The following is a 19215-nucleotide window of genomic DNA, read 5'->3' on the forward strand; positions in this document are numbered from 1 at the left end:
TACGGCAGTTCACTGAAGTCATGACAGAGACGAAGAAGAACCTCAGTGACCAGAACCTCAATGACCGGACCGTCAGTGACAAGACCGTTTTCGTGACCCAGGCGACCGGGAAGACGGGCCGCATCGTGGCGCAGGCCGCCGAGCAGGCGGGTCTGAAGGTGCGAAGGGGATCGCGGTCCGCGCCGATCCCCTTCGACTGGACGGACCGTTCCACCTGGGACGCCGCGCTCGAAGGCGTGGACGCCGTCTATCTCGCGCACCACGTCGACATCGGCGCACCGGGTACGGCCGAGGACATCGCGGCCATCACGAGCAAAGCACTGGAGAAGGGAGTACGGCGGATCGTCATGCTCTCCGCACGCGGCGAGCCGCAGGCGGAGCCGGCCGAGCGCGCGCTGCGGGAGTCGGGCGCGGACTGGACGCTCGTGCAGGCGGCGTGGTTCATGCAGATGTTCAGCGAGGGCGATCTGCACGAGAGCGTGCAGGCGACCGGGGAGCTGGCCTTCCCGGCGGGCGAGACGCTCGAACCGTTCATCGACGTACGGGACATCGCCGATGTGGTGGTGGCCGCGCTGCTAGACGACGCCCACATCGGGAAGGCGTACGACGTCACCGGTCCGCGCCTGCTGTCGTTCCGTACGGCCGTCGAGGAGATCAACGCCGCGGCCTCGCGCGAGATCCCGTACATCCCGGTCCCTGCGCGGGCCTTCGGCGAGATCCTCGTCGAGATGGGCGTGCCCGAGCCGGAGACGGCGTTCCTGGTGGAGCTCTTCGAGACGATGCTCGACGGCCACAACGCGTCGACCACGGACGGCATCCGTGAGGTGCTCGGGCGCGAGCCGCGCACCTTCGAGGAGTTCGTACGGGAGCACGCGGCGGCCGGCACCTGGAAGGCCTGACGCCGAGGGCTCCGAAGGCTCAGGGCTGGCTGCGCTCCCCCGGCGGCTGCTTCGTGGAGGATTCCTCCGCGGGCGGCTGCTTGGGGGAGCGCTGCTCGTGGTGCCGCTTCGCATGCGTGCGCAGCCGCGACGAGAGATCGTCCGGCGGCAGGAACTGGGCCCAGCGCTCGGGGAATTCCGAGGGCATGTCGGGATCGTCGGGGTCGTCCTCCTGCGCGGCCCGCGCGGCGGCCGCCCGCGCCACCATCTCGGCGGCCTTGGCCTCCCTTATGCGCTCGTTGGCCTCACGGGCGGCGGCCGTCGCGATGGACGGCCAGACCCGGTCGATCGCCGCGTTGACGGCGGCGCCGACGAGGACCGCGAACGCGGACACACCGATCCACAGGAGCACCGCGACCGGGGCCGCGAGCGAGCCGTAGATCGTGGGGCCCTCCACGGTGTTGGTGAGGTAGATCCGCAGCAGGAAGCTGCCGAGCACCCACATCCCGAGCGCCACCAGGGCGCCGGGCACGTCCTCGATCCACGGCGACCGCACGGGCACCGACACGTGGTAGAGCGTGGTCAGGAAGACGATGCCGAGGACGATCACCACGGGCCAGTACAGGACCTGCACCACGGTGTCCCGCATCGGCAGGATCTCCAGGATCGCGTCGGGTCCCGCCACCATCAAGGGCAGCGCCACCGACCCGATCACCAGGGCCACCAGGAACAGCAGGAACGCGAGCAGCCGGGTCTTGACGATGCCGCGTACGCCGTCGAGGCCGTACATCACGGTGATGGTGTCGATGAACACGGTGACGGCCCGCGAGCCCGACCACAGCGCCAGGATGAACCCGAGCGAGATCACATCGGGCCGGCCGCCCTTGAGCACATCGTCGAGGATCGGCTCGGCGATGTCGTGCACGCCCTTGTCGGAGAGCACGGTGCGGGCGGCTTCGAGGATGTTGTCGCGTACGGACTGGATGGTCTCGGCGCCGGTCCAGGCGTCCACGTAGCCGAGCAGTCCGACCAGGCTGAGGAGCAACGGCGGTACGGAGAGCAGGGTGAAGAACGCGGCCTCGGCGGCCAGGCCCAGAATGCGGTACTCGATGCAGGAGTTGACCGTGTCCTTGAGAAGCAGCCAGGCGGTCCTGCGCTTGGACACGTTGCGATACACGGCGCGGGCCCTGTGTAGCCGGCCCGAGGGCCGCTCGGGTGTTTCTTTTGCCTGGTGCACGTGCTAACCGTATCCGCCCCGCGCCACCGCGCGGACCTCGCGGAACCACACCCCGTTCGGTAGCTGTGCAGTTGCAAAGAGCGTGCGCGCGTTCGAACTTTGCCGCATGACCAAGACCATGCCCAAGAGAGCCACTCTGTGCGCGGCCACGGCCGGCGCCCTCCTCTGTGCCACGGTGACGACCGGGTTCACCGCCGTCCCCGATGTCACCCTGCCCGAACGCACCGCTCGCGACGCGGTGCTGACCGAGCACTTCGCTCTGCTCACCGACGCCTCGGCGGCCCTCGTCACCGTCGGGGACGCCGCCGGGACGGTGCTGCGCGGCGAGAAGAACAAGGACAGGCTGCACGGCAAGCAGACCGCGGGCCACGCCGGCCTGGACAAGTTCCTCGCCCGGGCGCCGGGCAAGGGCACCGGCGCGACGCCCGGGCCGGACCGCAAGGCGCGCGTCGACTCCCTCAAGGGCCATCTCGACCGCCTGGTCGCGGCGACGGACGACGCAGGCACCGAGCAGGCCGCCGCGGACCTCAGCACCGACGTCGGTGCCTTCATGGTCGGCACCAGTGCGGAGCTGGGGCTCGACGCCGCCGCGCAGCAGGCCGTCCCGGTGGCCGAGGCGCCGCGGGTGCCCAAGGGCCAGGCCAAGAAGCACTACACACAGAACTTCACCCTGGTCACCGCCGTGTCCGAAGCCCTGGCCCCGGTCGGCGAGTTCGCGGGGAGTGTGCTCGGCGGCGAGACGGACCCGGCAACGCTCGCGACGCAGCAGGCCGCGTGCGAGAGCGAGCTCGAGGAGCTGGACAATCTGCTCGGCGGTTTCGCCGGAGGCAGCCCCTCGTACCGGGCCGCGGACTCCGCGCTGCGCACCACGGTGCGCGCCGTCAGGACGCATCTGGCCGCGCTCGCCGCCGGTGCGGACAGCGGGGCCGCCGCCGAACTCGACGGGGACACGACCCGGCTGCTCTTCCAGACCGGCCACCGCGTGGGGCAGCGCCCCGCACCGTGACAGGTCGGGGCAGCGCCCCGCACCGTGACGGATCCCCCGCAGCCCGCACGGTGACAGTTCCCCCGCGGCCCGCGCACTCTCTACCGTGGCCGCATGAACGCATCCACCCACGCCGTCACCAACCAGCCGGAGCCGCTGGTCGGCCATGACGTGTTCGCCGCCGACCATGCCCTCACCGAGGGCGTGGCCCGGCATCTCCCCGAAGGCCTGCGGGACTCCGTACGGGAGGAGCTGAGCGGGCTCGGGCGCGCGGCCGGTTCGGCGCAGGCCCAGGAGTGGGGCGTACAGGCGGACCGCAATCCGCCGCGGCTGCTCACGCACGACCGGTACGGGCACCGGATCGACGAGGTGGAGTTCCATCCGGCCTGGCACCGGCTGCTCGCGAAGGGCGTCGGCGCGGGACTGACCGCGGCCTGGACGCGGGAGCACGGCCATCTGCGGCGGGCCGCCGGCTTCCTGGTGTGGACGCAGGTCGAGGCCGGGCACGGCTGTCCGCTGTCGATGACCCATGCGGCGGTGCCCGCGCTGCGCACCGATCCCGCGCTCGCGGCCGCGTGGGAGCCGAAGCTCACCTCGCTCGTCTACGACCAGGGGCTCAGGCCCGTGGCGCAGAAGGCCGGTGCGCTGTTCGGGATGGGCATGACGGAGAAGCAGGGCGGCAGCGACGTACGCGCCAACACGACGCGGGCCGAGGCCCTTGCGGAGGAGGGCACGTATGCCCTGACCGGGCACAAATGGTTCTGCTCCGCGCCCATGTCCGATGCCTTTCTGGTCCTCGCCCAGGCACCGGGCGGGCTTACCTGCTTCCTGGTGCCGCGCGTCCTCGAGGACGGCACGCGCAACCCGTTCGCGATCCAGCGGCTCAAGGACAAGCTGGGCAACCGGTCCAACGCGTCCGGCGAGGTGGAGTTCGCCGGGACGTGGGCGCGCAGGGTCGGCGAGGAGGGGCGCGGGGTGCGAACCATCATCGAGATGGTCTCGGCGACCCGGCTGGACTGCGTGACCGGCTCGGCGGCGCTGATGCGGCAGGCCGTGGTCCAGGCGGTGCATCACACCTCGTACCGCAGCGCGTTCGGCGGGGTCCTGATCGAGAAGCCGCTGATGCGCAATGTGCTCGCCGATCTCGCGGTCGAGTCCGAGGCGGCGACCACACTCGCGCTGCGGCTCGCCGCCGCGTACGACGCCGCCTACGGCGAAGGCGACGAACGGGAGCGGGCGTTCCTACGTCTTGCGCTGCCAGTCGCCAAGTACTGGGTGACCAAGCGGTGTACGCCGCTCGTGGCGGAGGCGCTCGAATGTCTGGGCGGCAACGGGTACGTCGAGGAGTCCGGTATGCCCCGACTGCTGAGGGAATCACCGCTCAACTCCCTTTGGGAGGGCGCCGGAAACGTGCAGGCGCTCGACGTCCTGCGGGTGCTGCAGCGCGAACCGGCGGCGTTCGACGCCTTCCTGCGCGAGGTGGGGCGCGCCCGCGGTGCCGACCACCGCCTGGACGCGGCGATCAAAGCGCTGCTCACCGAACTCGCCGATCTGAGCGGTATCGAGGCACGCGCACGCCGGCTCGTGGAACGGATGGCCGTCGTCCTGCAGGGCTCGCTGCTCGTACGGTTCGCTCCGTCGTACGTGGAGGAGGCGTACTGCGCGTCACGTCTCGGCGGCGACTGGGGAACGTCGTTCGGGACGCTGCCGCACACCTTGGACCTGGCGGCGGTGGTCGACCGTGCGCGGCCCGTCCACTGAGGGCCGCGCGAAGGAAACATGAGCCCCTGACCTGGCACGACAGTTGAAGTGACGGGGGTGGTGCTGCGCCGACACGGCACCACCCCCGCCCTCATAGCCCCGCAAGTCAGGAGGGCATGAACGCCGCAGAAGCGGCGGCCGGTTCATTTTCGGTCAACCGCGCGCTTGTTCGCGAGAGTTGCAAGGGGTTGCATCGTCTCGTGCATCTCGCCCGGGATACCCCTGTTCGGGGGGAACGGCGAGACGATGGGTGAAGCACGATGCGCACTGGCGTTGTGGGAGGGCTCCGGTGACAAAGGCAGCGACAGACCTGGTCGGTATGGCGGCGATGGATTCCGTCAGGGCCGCCCGGCTGCTCAAGGGTGTACGGGACGCCGCACTCTCCGGACACCGGCCGCCGGTCGACCCGCGCCCGGTGATCGAGGAGTCCTGGAGCCGGGTGCTGCGCCGGGGCGTCGACCCGGACCGCGATGTACGGGCGCGGCTGCTCAGCCTGGAGGAACTGGAGGAGCGGCGCCGTACGTCACCGCTCGCCGAGGTGCTCCCCGAGCTGCGCCGCGGCCTGGTCTCCATCGCGGACGCGGCGCAGCACATCATGGTCGTCGCGGACACGGAGGGCCGGATCCTGTGGCGCGAGGGCGCGCCCGCCGTGCTGCGGATGGCGGACAGCCACGGCTTCGAACTGGGCGCGGACTGGCGGGAGTCCATGGTCGGCACCAACGGTGTCGGTACGCCGCTGGTGGCGCGCCGGCCCGTCCAGGTGTTCTCGGCCGAGCATTTCGTCCGCACCCACCACAACTGGACCTGCGCGGGCTCCCCGGTGACCGATCCCCGGGACGGCCGTCTCATCGGCGTGGTCGATGTGAGCGGGCCGCTCGACACGATGCACCCGGCGACGCTCGCCCTGGTGAACTCGGTGACCCGGCTCGCCGAGGCCGAGCTGCGCACCCGTCACCTGAGCACACTGGACCGGCTGCGCACCACCGCGGTACCGCTGCTCGCCGGGATACCCGGCCGTGCGGTCGTCGTGGACGGCAACGGCTGGACCGCCGCCGTCACCGGCATGGCGCCGACCGGCCGGCTCGCCCTGCCCAAGTCGTTCGGGCCCGGCCGGACCTGGCTGCCTTCGCTGGGCTCCTGCCAGGTCGATCCGCTGCCGGGCGGGTGGCTGCTGCGGCCCGACGACACCGACGGGACGACGGCCGGGGCCTCGGCGGTCGTGGTCCTGGATCTGAGCAGTCCGCGCCATCCGACGGTCTCGGTGAGCGGCGAGGCGGGCAGCTGGACCCACGAACTGACGCCGCGGCACGCCGAGTTGCTCTATCTGCTCGCGGTCGCACCCGCGGGCCGTACGGCCTCCGCGCTGGCCGGGGAGCTGTTCGGGGACGCGGGCCGCGCGGTGACCGTACGCGCCGAGCTGTCCCGGGTACGGCGCTATCTGGCGGGGCTGCTCGACGGGCGGCCGTACCGTTTCCGCGAGGGCACCGACGTACGGGTGATCCTGCCGCAGGACCCCGCGGACCTGCTGCCGCAGTCCCTTGCGAGCACCGTGGTGCGGGCGCGGAGAGGGGAACGGGGCTGAGCCGCGCGCGTCGAGGACGGAACCAGGACGCGCAGGGAACGGGCCGCAGGTGAGGAGCCCACGGGGCTTGGCCCCGGGACCGTTTGGGAAGGCGGCCGGGCCCATGATTCGCTGTCCGCCATGAGCAGCATCACCGTGACCACCTGGTCCCTCGAACAGACCTCGCCGGACGACCTCTCCCCCGCCGCCGAGTTCCCGCCGGGCGTACGGATCGAGCGCGCCGAGGTGCCCTCGCCGGAGTTCAGCCGGTTCCTCTACACCTCCGTCGGCGGCGACATCCACTGGCTCGACCGGCTCGGCTGGACTTACGCGCAGTGGCAGGAGGCGGTGGAGCGGCCGGGCGCCGAGACCTGGGTCGCGTACGAGAACGGCACGCCGGCCGGCTACGTCGAGCTGGACGCCCAGGCCGACGGCGTCGTGGAGATCGTCTACTTCGGTCTGATCCCCGCGTTCCGCGGCCGGCGCATCGGCGGCCCCCTCCTCACGTACGGGATCGCGCGCGCCTGGGACCTCGCCGAGCGCTGGCCCGACCGGGAGCCGACCAAGCGGGTGTGGCTGCACACCTGCGATCTGGACGGGGAGCACGCGATGGCCAACTATCAGAAGCGCGGCTTCCGGCTCTGCGACACCAAGGTCGAGGAGCAGCCCGACCTGCCGACGCCCGGGCCCTGGCCCGGCGCTTTCCCGACCCCGGCGGCCTCCCCCGCCGACCGCTGAAGCCGCAGCTCACGGGCGGGGGCGTGACCCCCGCCACAGTGTCTCACCATCCGGGACAACGCCGTCCGCATATTGGACGAAGCTGGACCAGGTCCAAAGTCCCGTGCCACGCTTCCCCCATGAATCGAGCTGGCAATGCCCTGGTGAGTCGACGGCACGTCGATCTCTGCCGCATGTCCAGCGCCATCTGTCCGGCCTGCTGACCGCCTCACCGCTCAGCCCCCGCCGAGACCCCTTTCTTTCCGATTCCCCTGCGCCCTGCCGAGCTCAGCGCTGCGCATCCGCAGGTCAGAGCCGCATTCCGCTGCCCGAAGGACGTATCGCCATGGCCGCCACCCCCGAGAAGCCCGCCCCCGCATCGCCACGCCGCAAGACGGGACGCCACCGCGGCGAGGGACAGTGGGCCGTCGGTCACTTCACACCGCTCAACGGGAACGAGCAGTTCAAGAAGGACGACGACGGTCTCAATGTGCGGACACGCATTGAGACGATCTACTCCAAGCGGGGTTTCGACTCGATCGACCCCAATGACCTGCGCGGCCGTATGCGCTGGTGGGGTCTGTACACCCAGCGCAAGCCCGGTATCGATGGCGGAAAGACGGCCATCCTGGAGCCGGAGGAGCTGGACGACAAGTACTTCATGCTGCGCGTCCGCATCGACGGCGGCCGGCTGACCACCGAGCAGCTGCGGGTGATCGGCGAGATCTCCCAGGAGTTCGCGCGCGGCACCGCCGACATCACGGACCGGCAGAACGTCCAGTACCACTGGATCCGGATCGAGGACGTGCCCGAGATCTGGAACCGCCTGGAGGCCGTCGGCCTGTCGACGACCGAGGCCTGCGGTGACACGCCCCGTGTCATCCTCGGCTCCCCCGTCGCCGGGATCGCCGCCGACGAGATCATCGACGGCACCCCCGCCATCGACGAGATCCAGCGCCGCTTCATCGGCAACCCGGACTTCTCCAACCTGCCCCGCAAGTTCAAGTCCGCGGTCTCCGGTTCGCCCCAGCTCGATGTGGCGCACGAGATCAACGACATCGCGTTCGTGGGCGTCGACCACCCCGAGCACGGCCCCGGTTTCGACCTCTGGGTCGGCGGCGGTCTGTCCACCAACCCGAAGCTGGGCCAGCGGCTCGGCGCGTGGGTGCCGCTGGACGAGGTGCCGGATGTGTACGGCGGTGTCATCGGCATCTTCCGCGACTACGGCTACCGCCGGCTGCGCACCCGGGCCCGGCTGAAGTTCCTGCTCGCGGACTGGGGTGCGGAGAAGTTCCGGCAGATCCTGGAGGACGAGTACCTCAAGCGTCCCCTGATCGACGGGCCCGCCCCCGAGCAGCCCGTGGGTACCTGGCGCGACCACCTCGGTGTGCACCGGCAGAAGGACGGCCGCTTCTACGTGGGCTTCGCGCCGCGCGTCGGCCGCGTGGACGGGACCACCCTCACCAAGATCGCGGAGGTCGCGGAGGCCCACGGCTCGGGCCGCCTCCGTACCACCGCCGAGCAGAAGATGATCGTGCTCGACATCGAGCAGGACCAGGTCGACTCCCTGGTCTCCGCCCTGGAGGCCCTGGATCTGAAGGTCACCCCCTCGCCGTTCCGGCGCGGCACGATGGCCTGCACGGGCATCGAGTTCTGCAAGCTGGCGATCGTCGAGACCAAGGCGCGTGGTGCCTCCCTGATCGACGAACTCGAGCGCCGCATCCCCGAGTTCGACCACCCGATCACCATCAACATCAACGGCTGCCCCAACGCCTGCGCCCGTATCCAGGTCGCGGACATCGGTCTCAAGGGCCAGCTGGTCCTCAACGACCAGGGCGAGCAGGTCGAGGGCTTCCAGGTGCACCTCGGCGGCGCGCTCGGCCTCGACGCCGGTTTCGGCCGCAAGGTCCGTGGTCTGAAGGTCACTTCGGAGGAGCTTCCCGACTACGTGGAGCGCGTGCTCACCAAGTTCCAGGAGGAGCGCGAGGAGGGTGAGCGCTTCGCCACCTGGGCGGCCCGTGCCTCCGAGGAGTCCCTGTCATGAGCGAGCGAGCCGCGCCCTTCTACTGCCCCTACTGCGGGGACGAGGACCTGCGCCCCAACGAGACCGGGCACGGCGCGTGGGAATGCGCGGCGTGCAACCGGGCCTTCCAGCTGAAGTTCCTCGGGCTCCTCGCCCGGGGCGTTCAGCGCAACGACGGTGGAGGCGAAGACATATGACGACCGCTCAGGCCGAGCGAACCGCCGAAGAACTGCAGTCCCTCGCCGAGCAGGCGGGACGCGACCTGGAGGACGCGTCCGCGCTCGACATCCTCAAGTGGGCCGCCGAGACCTTCGGTCCCCGCTTCTGCGTCACCTCGTCCATGGAGGACGCGGTGGTCGCGCACCTCGCCTCGCGGGCGCTGCCCGGTGTGGACGTGGTGTTCCTGGACACGGGCTACCACTTCCCCGAGACCATCGGCACGGCGGACGCGGTGGGCGCGGTGATGGACGTCAACCTCATCACGCTCACGCCCGTGCAGACCGTGGCCGAGCAGGACGCCGAGTACGGCCCCAAGCTGCACGACCGCGACCCCGACCTGTGCTGCGCGCTGCGCAAGGTCAAGCCCCTCGAGCAGGGCCTGACGTCGTACCAGGCCTGGGCGACGGGCCTGCGCCGCGACGAGTCCCCGACCCGGGCGAACACCCCGGTGGTCGGCTGGGACGCCAAGCGGCAGAAGGTCAAGATCTCGCCGATCGCCCGCTGGACCCAGGCCGATGTCGACGCGTACATCGCGGAGCACGGCGTACTGACCAATCCGCTTCTGATGGACGGCTATCCGTCGATCGGCTGCGCGCCCTGCACCTTCCGGGTCGCCGAGGGCGAGGACGCGCGCTCGGGCCGCTGGGCCGGGCGGAACAAGACGGAATGCGGGCTGCACGGATGACGACTGTGGGAGACAACGACGTGACTGGGGCCACCGTTTGGCTCACCGGTCTGCCGAGCGCCGGCAAGACCACGCTCGCCTACGAGCTGGCCGGGCTGCTCCGCCCGGCAGGCCACCGGGTCGAGGTGCTCGACGGGGACGAGATACGCGAGTTCCTCTCGGCGGGCCTCGGCTTCAGCCGCGAGGACCGCGACACCAACGTGCAGCGCATCGGCTTCGTCGCCGAACTGCTCGCCTCGCACGGCGTGCTGGTGCTCGTGCCGGTGATCGCGCCGTACGCGGAGAGCCGCGAGGCCGTCCGCAAGCGCCACCAGAAGGAGGGCACGGCGTACCTCGAAGTGTATGTCGCCACGCCCGTCGAGGTGTGCTCGGAGCGCGATGTGAAGGGCCTCTACGCCAAGCAGGCGGCCGGCGAGATCGCCGGTCTGACCGGCGTCGACGACCCGTACGAGGAGCCGGAGTCGCCCGATCTGCGGATCGAGGCGCATGAGCAGTCGGTGGCGGAGTCGGCCGCGGCCCTTCTGGGGCTGCTGCGAGAGAGGGGCCTGGCGTGACGACGGTTGCTTCCGTGAGCGAGGAGACCGACAGCCCGTATGCGCTGTCGCATCTGGACGCCCTGGAATCCGAGGCGGTGCACATCTTCCGTGAGGTGGCGGGTGAGTTCGAGCGGCCGGTGATCCTGTTCTCCGGCGGCAAGGACTCGATCGTCATGCTGCACCTGGCGCTCAAGGCCTTCGCGCCGGCGGCGGTCCCCTTCTCGCTCCTCCACGTGGACACCGGGCACAACTTCCCCGAGGTCATCGAGTACCGCGACCGTGTCGTGGCCCAGCACGGCCTGCGGCTGCATGTGGCCTCCGTACAGGACTACATCGACCGCGGTGTGCTCAAGGAGCGCCCGGACGGGACGCGCAACCCGCTGCAGACCGTGCCGCTGACGGAGAAGATCCAGGCGGAGAAGTTCGACGCGGTCTTCGGCGGCGGGCGCCGCGACGAGGAGAAGGCGCGCGCCAAGGAGCGGGTGTTCTCGCTGCGCGACGAGTTCTCGCAGTGGGACCCGCGCCGCCAGCGCCCCGAGCTGTGGAACCTGTACAACGGCCGGCACGCGGCGGGCGAGCATGTGCGCGTGTTCCCGCTGTCCAACTGGACCGAGCTGGACGTGTGGCAGTACATCGCCCGGGAGGGCATCGAGCTGCCGGAGATCTACTTCGCGCACGAGCGCGAGGTGTTCTCGCGCTCCGGCATGTGGCTGACCGCGGGCGAGTGGGGCGGCCCGAAGGATAACGAGCCGGTCGTGACGCGCCTGGTGCGCTACCGCACCGTCGGCGACATGTCCTGCACCGGCGCCGTGGACTCGGACGCCACCACGCTCGAAGCCGTGATCACCGAGATCGCCGCGTCCAGGCTCACCGAACGAGGGGCCACCCGCGCCGACGACAAGCTGTCCGAGGCCGCGATGGAAGACCGTAAGCGCGAGGGGTACTTCTAAATGTCAAGCACCACCGGTCAGTTGACCGACATCGACGGCCTCTCGGCGACCACGCTGCTCCGTTTCGCGACGGCGGGCTCGGTCGACGACGGCAAGTCCACCCTCGTGGGACGGCTCCTGCACGACTCCAAGTCGGTCCTCACCGACCAGCTGGAGGCCGTGGAGCGGGTCTCCGCGAGCCGCGGCCAGGACGCACCCGACCTGGCGCTGCTCACGGACGGGCTGCGCGCGGAGCGCGAGCAGGGCATCACCATCGACGTGGCCTACCGCTACTTCGCCACCGCCCAGCGCCGGTTCATCCTGGCCGACACCCCCGGACACGTGCAGTACACCCGGAACATGGTGACCGGCGCCTCCACCGCCGAGCTCACGGTGATCCTGGTCGACGCCCGCAACGGGGTCGTCGAGCAGACCCGCCGGCACGCCGCGATCGCCGCGCTCCTGCGCGTCCCGCACGTGGTGCTCGCGGTGAACAAGATGGACCTCGTCGGCTACGAGGAGTCCGTCTTCGCCGCCATCGCCGAGGAGTTCACCACGTACGCCAAGGAGCTCGGCGTCCCGGAGATCACCGCGATCCCGATCTCCGCGCTCGCCGGCGACAACGTCGTGGAACCCTCCGCGCACATGGACTGGTACCCGGGCCCCACCTTCCTGGAGCACCTGGAGACGGTCCCGGTCAGCCACGACCTGGCCACCTGCCACGCCCGCTTCCCCATCCAGGTCGTCATCCGGCCGCAGACCGCCGAGCACCCGGACTACCGGGGGTACGCGGGACAGATCGCGGCCGGCACCTTCCGGGTCGGCGAGGAGATCAAGGTCCTTCCCTCGGGCCGGAGTTCGAAGATCGCCGGGATCGATCTGCTCGGCAAGAGCGTGGACGTGGCGTGGACCCCGCAGTCGGTGACGCTCCTCCTTGAGGACGACATCGACATCTCGCGCGGCGACCTGATCGTGCCCGCCCATGACGCCCCGGCCACCAGCCAGGACATCGAGGCGACGGTCTGCCATGTGGCCGACCAGCCGCTGACCGTCGGCCAGCGCGTCCTGCTCAAGCACACCACCCGTACGGTCAAGGCGATCGTCAAGGAGATCCCGTCGCGCCTCACGCTCGACGACCTCTCCCAGCACCCGGAGCCCGGGCAGCTGGTCGCCAACGACATCGGCCGCGTGAAGGTCCGCACCGCCGAACCGCTCGCACTCGACTCGTACGCCGACTCGCGGCGCACGGGGTCCTTCCTCCTGATCGACCCGGCGGACGGGACGACGCTCGCGGCCGGCATGTCCGGCGAGGCGTTCGCGCAGTCCGCGGAGGCCGAGCCCGAGACCGAGTCCGCCCCTGACGAAGAGGGTTGGGATTTCTGATGGCCATCGATGTGTACGCGACCTTCGCGAAGGAGGGCGGCCGAGTCGGCAGCGGCGCCCTGGGCGCAGGGACCGGGGGTGTCGCGCGATGTGCGCGCTGACCTGTACGCGCACCCTGCGCGCCGCTGCTTTCCCCGTACGCCACAGACGAAGACCCGCCGAACTCCCGGCCGCGTACCCGCACTTCAGGGGGACGTAGGAACCGGGCCTCCGAGAGGAATCACCTCCCGTGCCTGCCACCAGTTCCAGCTCCGCCAGTTCCGCCCGTGACACCGCGCGCCAGCGGATCGCCGTCGCCGCGATCACGCTTCCGCTGCTCGCCGTCACCGCCTGCGGATACGGCTCCAAGGCCGAGGACGAGGGCGACAAGACCTCCCCCGTCGCCCAGGGCAAGGCCATCGAGGGACTCTCCGAAGTCAGGATCGGGTACTTCGCCAACGTCACCCACGGCACCGCGCTCGTCGGTCTCGGCGACGGCGGTCTGATCCAGAAGGAACTGGGCGGCACCAAGGTCAAGCCCCAGGTCTTCAACGCGGGCCCCGCCGAGATCGAGGCGCTCAACTCCGGCGCCATCGACATCGGCTGGATCGGCCCCTCGCCGTCCATCAACGGCTACACCAAGTCCGGCGGCAAGAGCCTGCGCATCATCTCGGGCTCCGCGTCCGGCGGTGTCTCGCTGGTGGTGAACCCCAAGAAGATCAAGTCGCTCAACGATCTCGAGGGCAAGACGATCGCGGCCCCGCAGCTGGGCAACACCCAGGACGTCGCGCTCCTCAACTACCTTGCCGAGAAGGGCTACAAGGTCGACGCGACCAGCGGCAAGGGCGATGTGAACATCGCCCGTACGGACAACAAGGTCACCCCGATCGCCTTCAAGAACGGTGACATCGACGGCGCCTGGGTGCCCGAGCCCACCGCGTCGAAGCTGGTGGCCGACGGCGGCAAGGTGCTGCTCGACGAGCGTGAGCTCTGGGACGACGGCAAGTTCGTGATCACGAACATCATCGTCCGCCAGGAGTTCCTGGAGAAGCACCCGAAGGTCGTCGAGGCGGTCCTGCGCGGCTCGGTGAACACCAACGCGTGGATCAACGAGAACCCGGACGAGGCCAAGAAGGCCATCAACTCCGTACTGGACAAGGAGACCGGCAAGCCGCTGCCCGCGAACGTGCTCGATCCGGCCTTCAAGAACGTCGAGTTCCTCGACGACCCGCTGGCCTCGACCCTGCGCGACGAGGCGCGGCACGCGGTCAAGGCCGGACTGCTCAAGGACCCGCTGCTCGACGGCATCTACGACCTGGGGCCGCTGAACAAGGTACTGAGCGCCGCGGGCAAGCCCTCGGTCGACGACGCCGGTCTCGGCGCCAAGTAACCCCATCCGCACACAGACCCCCAGGAGGTGACGGTCATGGCAGCCACGCTCACCGAGACCGCGGTGGACAAGTCGACAGCGGTCGACGGCTCGTACGCAGCGCGGATCTCTCATGTCTCCAAGTCCTTCGGCCGGCCGGGCGCCCAGCAGCTGGTGCTCGACGACATCACGATCGATGTCGCGCCGGGCGAGTTCGTCACGCTCCTGGGGGCCTCCGGCTGCGGCAAGTCCACGCTGCTCAACCTCGTCGCGGGCCTCGACAAGCCGTCCGCGGGCGAGATCGAGGTGCCGGGCGGGCGGCCCGCCCTGATGTTCCAGGAGCACGCCCTGTTCCCGTGGCTCACCGCGGGCAAGAACATCGAACTCGCCCTGAAGATGCGCGGACTCGCGAAGTCCGAGCGCCGCGACGAGGCCGAGCGGCTGCTCGAACTGGTCCGTCTCAAGGGCGCGTACGGCAAGCGCGTGCACGAGCTGTCCGGCGGTATGCGCCAGCGCGTGGCGATGGCCCGCGCGATCGCGCAGGACAGCCAACTGCTCCTGATGGACGAGCCGTTCGCCGCGCTCGATGCCATCACGCGTGACGTGCTGCACGACGAGCTCACCCGTATCTGGCGTGAGACGCAGCTCTCGGTCCTGTTCGTCACGCACAACGTGCGCGAGGCGGTGAGGCTGGCGGAGCGCGTCGTCCTGCTCTCCTCGCGTCCCGGGCGCATCGCCCGCGAGTGGGAGGTCGACATCCCGCAGCCGCGCCGGATCGAGGACAGCGCGGTCGCCGACCTCTCGGTCGAGATCACCGAACAACTGCGGGGGGAGATCCGCCGACATGGCCAGCACTGAGACCACGTCCCACACACCGGACACGAAGGAAGGCGGCGACCTCGCCGGCCTGGAGGCGGGCCTCGACGCCCTGGAGACGCAGACCGCCCAGCGCACCGCGTTCGGCCGCAAGCTGCTCTCCAAGGCGCTGCCGCCGATCGTGGCGATCGGCCTGGTGCTGCTCCTGTGGCAGCTCGCGTACCACTTCAAGGTCAAGGAGCACTATCTGCTCCCGAGCCCTGCCGACGTGGGCCGCACCCTGCAGGAGAAGTGGCTCGAAGGCACCCTGCTCGACTACGTGTGGACCTCGCTGTCCCGCGGCGCCCTCGGTTTCCTGATCTCCGTCGCGATCGGTACGCCGCTGGGTCTGATCGTGGCCCGCGTCAAGGTCGTACGGGCGGCGATCGGGCCGATCCTGTCCGGTCTGCAGTCCCTGCCCTCGGTGGCCTGGGTGCCGGCCGCGATCATCTGGTTCGGTCTGAGCGACGCCACCATCTACGCGGTGGTGCTGCTGGGCGCCGTCCCGTCGATCGCCAACGGCCTGGTGGCCGGCGTCGACCAGGTGCCACCGCTCTACCTGCGGGCGGGCCGCGTGATCGGCGCGACCGGATTCAACGGCGTACGCCATGTCCTCCTGCCCGCGGCCCTGCCCGGCTACATCGCGGGCCTCAAGCAGGGCTGGGCCTTCTCCTGGCGCTCCCTGATGGCGGCCGAACTGATCGTGAACGCCGCCGACTTGGGCGTCGGACTCGGCCAACTCCTGGAACAGGGCCGTGAACTGCAGGACATGTCCTGGGTGCTCAGCGCGATCCTGCTGATCCTCGTGGTCGGCATCGGCATCGAGCTGCTGCTCTTCGCCCCCATCGAACGCCGCGTCCTGCGCAGCCGCGGCCTCCTCGCCAAGAGCTGATCCCCATGCGCCCGGCTCTTCTCGTCATCGCCCACGGCAGCCGCGACCCGCGCCATGCCGAGACCGTGCACGCCCTCGTCCAGCGGGTGCGGGCGCAGCGCCCCGGGCTGCGCGTGGAGACCGGGTTCCTGGACTTCAACGCCCCTTCTGTTCCTCAGGTGTTGGAGCGCCTCGCCGCCGACGGTGTACGGGATGTCGTGGCGCTTCCGCTGCTGCTCACCCACGCCTTCCACGCGAAGGCCGACATCCCCGCCGTCCTGCACGAGGCGGCCGTCCGGCTGCCGGGCCTGCGGATACGGCAGGCGGCCGTGCTCGGCCCGTCGCCGCTCCTGATCGCGGCGCTCGAGCGACGGCTTTACGAAGCCGGGGTGCGCCCCGGTGAACGCGGCTCGACCGGGGTCGTCCTGGCCTCGGCGGGCTCTTCGGACCCGGAGGCGATCGCAGTGATCGCAGAAATCGCGCGGGAGTGGCGGCGCACCGGTTGGTGTGCCGTGCGGCCTGCGTTCGCCTCCGCATCTCATCCCCGTACGGAACAGGCCGTACGGGAGCTGCGCGCCGAGGGCATACAGCGCATCGCCGTCGCGCCGTACGTCCTCGCGCCCGGCTTTCTGCCGGACCGGATCGCGCGGGGTGCGCGCGAGGCGGGCGCGGACGTCCTGGCCGATGTGCTCGGGCCCGCACCCGAGGTGGCGCGGCTGCTGCTCGCCCGGTACGACGAGTGCGGGGCGGCGCTCCCCCTGCGGCTGCCTGCGCTCACGGCGTGAGCCGAACCGGGTGTGCCCACCGCCTGAGACGGACCGGCGGTGCCCACCGCCTGAGACGACTTGTCCGGAACCTGGTTGCCGAGACGCGACGGTTTGCCTAGCGTCGGCCAGGTGACTCCTGAACTGCGTACCGAACGCCTGGTCTTGTCCCCGTATGTCCCAGCCGATGAAGGCGACTTCGTGAGCCTCTTCCAGGACAGGGCGTCCGGACAGTGGTTCTGGGACGGCCCCGAGCGGCGTCCGGCCGCCGAGGACCGCGCCCTGTTCGGCCGGATCTTCAGCATGATCTACGCCGAGGACCGCTTCCCGGTCTGGGCGGTCCGCCACGAGGGCCGCTATATCGGCCACGCGGAGATCAAGCCCTCCCCCGAGTCCTGGCTGAAGGGACACGAGATCGTCTACGGCCTCACGGCGGACAGCTGGGGCCAGGGCTTCGGCACGGAACTGGCCGCGGCGCTCACCGCGTACGGGCACGAGGAACTGGGCCTCGCCGAGGTGCACGCGACGGTGAACGCGGAGAACGCCCGCTCGCTCAAGCTGCTCAAGAAGATCGGCTTCGTGCACACCAAGGACGTCCGCGAGGACGACGGCAGCACCACCCAGCTGCTCACGCACCGGACAGGGTCCGATAGCGTCCCCGCATGATCGATCATTTCCTGCTCGGCGGTGACCTGGACGTACGACGGCTCGGCTACGGGACCGCCCAGCTGACCGGCCCCGGCTACTGGGGGCCGCGCGGTCCGGCCGCCGATGCGGTGGCGGTGCTGCGGCGGGCGGTCGAGCGGGGTGTGACGCTGATCGACACGGCGGACAACTACGGCCCCGCGGTCGCGGAGGAACTGGTCGCCGAGGCCCTCCACCCGTATCCCGCGGACGTGGTGATCGCCACCAAGGGTGGTGTGGTGCGGACCAGTTCGAGTGCCTGGCACGTCGACGGACGGCCTTCCACACTGCGCGCGATGTGCGAGGCGAGTCTGCGCCGGCTGCGGGTGGACCGTATCGACCTCTACCAGCTGCACCGGCTCGACCCCGAGGTCACGCTCGCCGACCAGCTCGGGGCGCTCGCCGAACTGCGGGCGGAGGGAAAGATCCGGCACGTCGGCCTGGACACGATCACCGCCGAGGACCTGACGCGGGCACTCGAACTGGACATCGTCCCGATCGCCTCGGTCCAGAACCGCTACAACCTCCAGGACCGGTCCTCGGACGCGCTCCTGAAGCTGTGCGAGCGGCACGGCATCGCATTCCTGCCCTGGTTCCCGCTGGGCAACGGGACGTTGACCGAGGACCCGGTGTGCGCAGCGGTGGCGCGGGCCCATGACGCGACGCCCGGCCAGATCGCCCTGGCCTGGCTCCTGCACCACTCCCCCGTCCTGTGCCCGACACCCGGCACGGGCACGCTCGCGCATCTGGAGGAGAACCTCGACGCGGGGGCGGTACGGCTGAGCGCGGAGGAGATGGCGCGGCTCAGCTCTCAGGGGTGAACAACGTGGCCTGATGGAACCAGAGCTGCCAGCCCTTTGCGGTGAGCCGCCACAGGGAACTGCGGTGGGCGCACCGCCCGTTGCTGTCGGTGTCGAAGGTGAGCTGCACCAGGTCCTCGGCGAGCTGGACGCCGCTCATGTTCGACGCGATGATCGGCACCCCCTCGTGGAGGCCGTTCTCGTGGAGTGCCGCGACCATCGACGCCCGGTCCCAGATCCGGCCCGACGCGCCGAACTCCGTGAACTCCTCGTGCAGCAGGGCCTCGAACACCTCGGGGTCGCGGCGGCCCTCCAGGTCCAGCAGACGCAGTTCGCCCTCGATGACCCGCTCCACGGCGGTCGTGCTCTCAGTCACAGGTGAGCTCCACAAGTTTCGTGACGGTGTTCCAGTTGCGCGTGGTCGCGATCATGCCCTTCGTCATCCGCGGCCGCGACAGGATTTCCCCGAGCTTGGAGCGGCCGAGACCGTCGGGTGCGTAGAGATAGAGGCAGCGGTCGCCCAGGCGGAACTCCTCCGGCAGGAAGTCCTTCTGCTCGATCTCCGCATACCGCCCGGGCTCCGGCTGTGCGGAGAGATACGTGATGTGGAGCTGCTTGGGCTCCAGATCGGCGGCCGGGAAGGGGCAGGCCTCTGCCACGGCGTTGAGATACGCGTGGTCGCGGACCAGACAGTCCACGGGGAAGCCGAAGTGCCGCTCGATGGCCTTCGAGATCTCCGCGGCGAGGGTCCGCTCATCGCCCTGGGGGCTCGCGAAGACCGCGTTGCCGCTCTGCAGATGCGTACGGACCTCTCCGTATCCGAGGCCCGTGAGCAGGGTGCGCAGCTCGGCCATGGGGACCTTGGCGTGGCCGCCGACATTGATGCCGCGCAGCAGCGCCGCGTATGTCTTCGTCATGCCCCGACGATAAGCCCCGGGACTGACAGTCCCGGGGCCCTGAGGGGGCAGTCGCGGTCAGT

Annotated in this window: 21 protein-coding genes; 18 read left to right on the top strand and 3 right to left on the bottom strand. The window is 70.2% G+C overall.

Annotated elements, in window-relative coordinates:
• Positions 1 to 20: 20 nt before the first annotated feature.
• Positions 21 to 899 (top strand): NAD(P)H-binding protein, encoded by an 879-nt coding sequence (locus H9Y04_RS10515; protein ID WP_187813463.1) that lies wholly within the window; start codon positions 21 to 23, stop codon positions 897 to 899.
• A 19-nt stretch (positions 900 to 918) separates the two neighbouring features.
• On the opposite strand, the gene H9Y04_RS10520 is transcribed toward H9Y04_RS10515, so the two are convergent.
• Complete coding sequence (locus tag H9Y04_RS10520; RefSeq protein WP_187813464.1) at positions 919 to 2115, bottom strand: YihY/virulence factor BrkB family protein; 1197 nt, start codon at positions 2113 to 2115, stop codon at positions 919 to 921.
• A gap of 106 nt (positions 2116 to 2221) precedes the next feature.
• Here H9Y04_RS10520 and H9Y04_RS10525 point away from each other — a divergent pair, with 106 nt between their 5' ends.
• The 17 genes from H9Y04_RS10525 to H9Y04_RS10600 all read left to right on the top strand — a co-directional run bounded on the left by H9Y04_RS10525 (position 2222) and on the right by H9Y04_RS10600 (position 18257).
• Entirely contained in the window at positions 2222 to 3121 is a 900-nt protein-coding gene (locus tag H9Y04_RS10525; RefSeq protein WP_187813465.1) for a hypothetical protein, read from the top strand.
• Between the two features lie 93 nt (positions 3122 to 3214).
• Positions 3215 to 4861, top strand: a complete 1647-nt coding sequence (locus H9Y04_RS10530; RefSeq protein WP_187813466.1) for an acyl-CoA dehydrogenase family protein — start codon at positions 3215 to 3217, stop codon at positions 4859 to 4861.
• 289 nt (positions 4862 to 5150) lie between these two features.
• Positions 5151 to 6443, top strand: coding sequence for a GAF domain-containing protein (locus H9Y04_RS10535; protein WP_438818094.1), 1293 nt, complete (start codon positions 5151 to 5153; stop codon positions 6441 to 6443).
• Positions 6444 to 6563: 120 nt separating this feature from the next.
• Positions 6564 to 7160, top strand: a complete 597-nt coding sequence (locus H9Y04_RS10540) for a GNAT family N-acetyltransferase (RefSeq protein WP_187813467.1) — start codon at positions 6564 to 6566, stop codon at positions 7158 to 7160.
• A 119-nt stretch (positions 7161 to 7279) separates the two neighbouring features.
• Positions 7280 to 7363 (top strand): putative leader peptide, encoded by an 84-nt coding sequence (locus H9Y04_RS48430; protein ID WP_368858431.1) that lies wholly within the window; start codon positions 7280 to 7282, stop codon positions 7361 to 7363.
• Positions 7364 to 7485: 122 nt separating this feature from the next.
• Complete coding sequence (locus tag H9Y04_RS10545) at positions 7486 to 9183, top strand: nitrite/sulfite reductase (RefSeq protein WP_187813468.1); 1698 nt, start codon at positions 7486 to 7488, stop codon at positions 9181 to 9183.
• Positions 9180 to 9359 carry a hypothetical protein gene (locus tag H9Y04_RS10550; RefSeq protein ID WP_187813469.1) on the top strand — a complete coding sequence of 60 codons (180 nt, stop codon included), beginning with the start codon at positions 9180 to 9182 and terminating at the stop codon, positions 9357 to 9359. The genes H9Y04_RS10545 and H9Y04_RS10550 overlap by 4 nt, the downstream gene beginning before the upstream one ends.
• On the top strand, positions 9356 to 10066 hold the full coding sequence (locus tag H9Y04_RS10555; RefSeq protein WP_187813470.1) for a phosphoadenylyl-sulfate reductase: 711 nt from the start codon (positions 9356 to 9358) through the stop codon (positions 10064 to 10066). The genes H9Y04_RS10550 and H9Y04_RS10555 overlap by 4 nt, the downstream gene beginning before the upstream one ends.
• Positions 10048 to 10620 (top strand): adenylyl-sulfate kinase, encoded by a 573-nt coding sequence (cysC, locus tag H9Y04_RS10560; RefSeq protein ID WP_187813471.1) that lies wholly within the window; start codon positions 10048 to 10050, stop codon positions 10618 to 10620. The genes H9Y04_RS10555 and cysC overlap by 19 nt, the downstream gene beginning before the upstream one ends.
• Positions 10617 to 11552 (top strand): sulfate adenylyltransferase subunit CysD, encoded by a 936-nt coding sequence (gene cysD / locus H9Y04_RS10565; RefSeq protein WP_187813472.1) that lies wholly within the window; start codon positions 10617 to 10619, stop codon positions 11550 to 11552. The genes cysC and cysD overlap by 4 nt, the downstream gene beginning before the upstream one ends.
• Complete coding sequence (locus tag H9Y04_RS10570) at positions 11553 to 12914, top strand: sulfate adenylyltransferase subunit 1 (RefSeq protein WP_187813473.1); 1362 nt, start codon at positions 11553 to 11555, stop codon at positions 12912 to 12914.
• A gap of 229 nt (positions 12915 to 13143) precedes the next feature.
• Positions 13144 to 14283, top strand: coding sequence for an aliphatic sulfonate ABC transporter substrate-binding protein (locus H9Y04_RS10575; RefSeq protein ID WP_187813474.1), 1140 nt, complete (start codon positions 13144 to 13146; stop codon positions 14281 to 14283).
• Between the two features lie 36 nt (positions 14284 to 14319).
• Entirely contained in the window at positions 14320 to 15120 is an 801-nt protein-coding gene (locus H9Y04_RS10580; RefSeq protein WP_187813475.1) for an ABC transporter ATP-binding protein, read from the top strand.
• A complete protein-coding gene (locus tag H9Y04_RS10585) occupies positions 15107 to 16009 on the top strand; it encodes an ABC transporter permease (RefSeq protein ID WP_187813476.1) in 903 nt (300 codons plus the stop codon). The genes H9Y04_RS10580 and H9Y04_RS10585 overlap by 14 nt, the downstream gene beginning before the upstream one ends.
• A gap of 5 nt (positions 16010 to 16014) precedes the next feature.
• On the top strand, positions 16015 to 16773 hold the full coding sequence (locus H9Y04_RS10590) for a sirohydrochlorin chelatase (RefSeq protein ID WP_187813477.1): 759 nt from the start codon (positions 16015 to 16017) through the stop codon (positions 16771 to 16773).
• A gap of 111 nt (positions 16774 to 16884) precedes the next feature.
• Positions 16885 to 17418: a GNAT family N-acetyltransferase gene (locus tag H9Y04_RS10595; RefSeq protein ID WP_187813478.1), complete on the top strand. Its 534-nt coding sequence runs from the start codon at positions 16885 to 16887 to the stop codon at positions 17416 to 17418.
• Positions 17415 to 18257 (top strand): aldo/keto reductase, encoded by an 843-nt coding sequence (locus H9Y04_RS10600; protein ID WP_187813479.1) that lies wholly within the window; start codon positions 17415 to 17417, stop codon positions 18255 to 18257. The genes H9Y04_RS10595 and H9Y04_RS10600 overlap by 4 nt, the downstream gene beginning before the upstream one ends.
• Here H9Y04_RS10600 and H9Y04_RS10605 read toward each other — a convergent pair.
• Both H9Y04_RS10605 and H9Y04_RS10610 read right to left on the bottom strand, forming a co-directional pair.
• Complete coding sequence (locus tag H9Y04_RS10605; protein WP_187813480.1) at positions 18241 to 18612, bottom strand: nuclear transport factor 2 family protein; 372 nt, start codon at positions 18610 to 18612, stop codon at positions 18241 to 18243. The genes H9Y04_RS10600 and H9Y04_RS10605 overlap by 17 nt on opposite strands.
• The gene (locus tag H9Y04_RS10610; protein WP_187813481.1) at positions 18605 to 19153 is read right to left on the bottom strand and encodes a DUF1697 domain-containing protein; all 549 of its coding nucleotides are present in this window, start codon (positions 19151 to 19153) and stop codon (positions 18605 to 18607) included. The genes H9Y04_RS10605 and H9Y04_RS10610 overlap by 8 nt, the downstream gene beginning before the upstream one ends.
• Positions 19154 to 19215 lie beyond the last annotated feature (62 nt).

The organism is Streptomyces polyasparticus (genome assembly GCF_014493765.1).
Classification (GTDB): Bacteria; Actinomycetota; Actinomycetes; order Streptomycetales; family Streptomycetaceae; genus Streptomyces; species Streptomyces polyasparticus.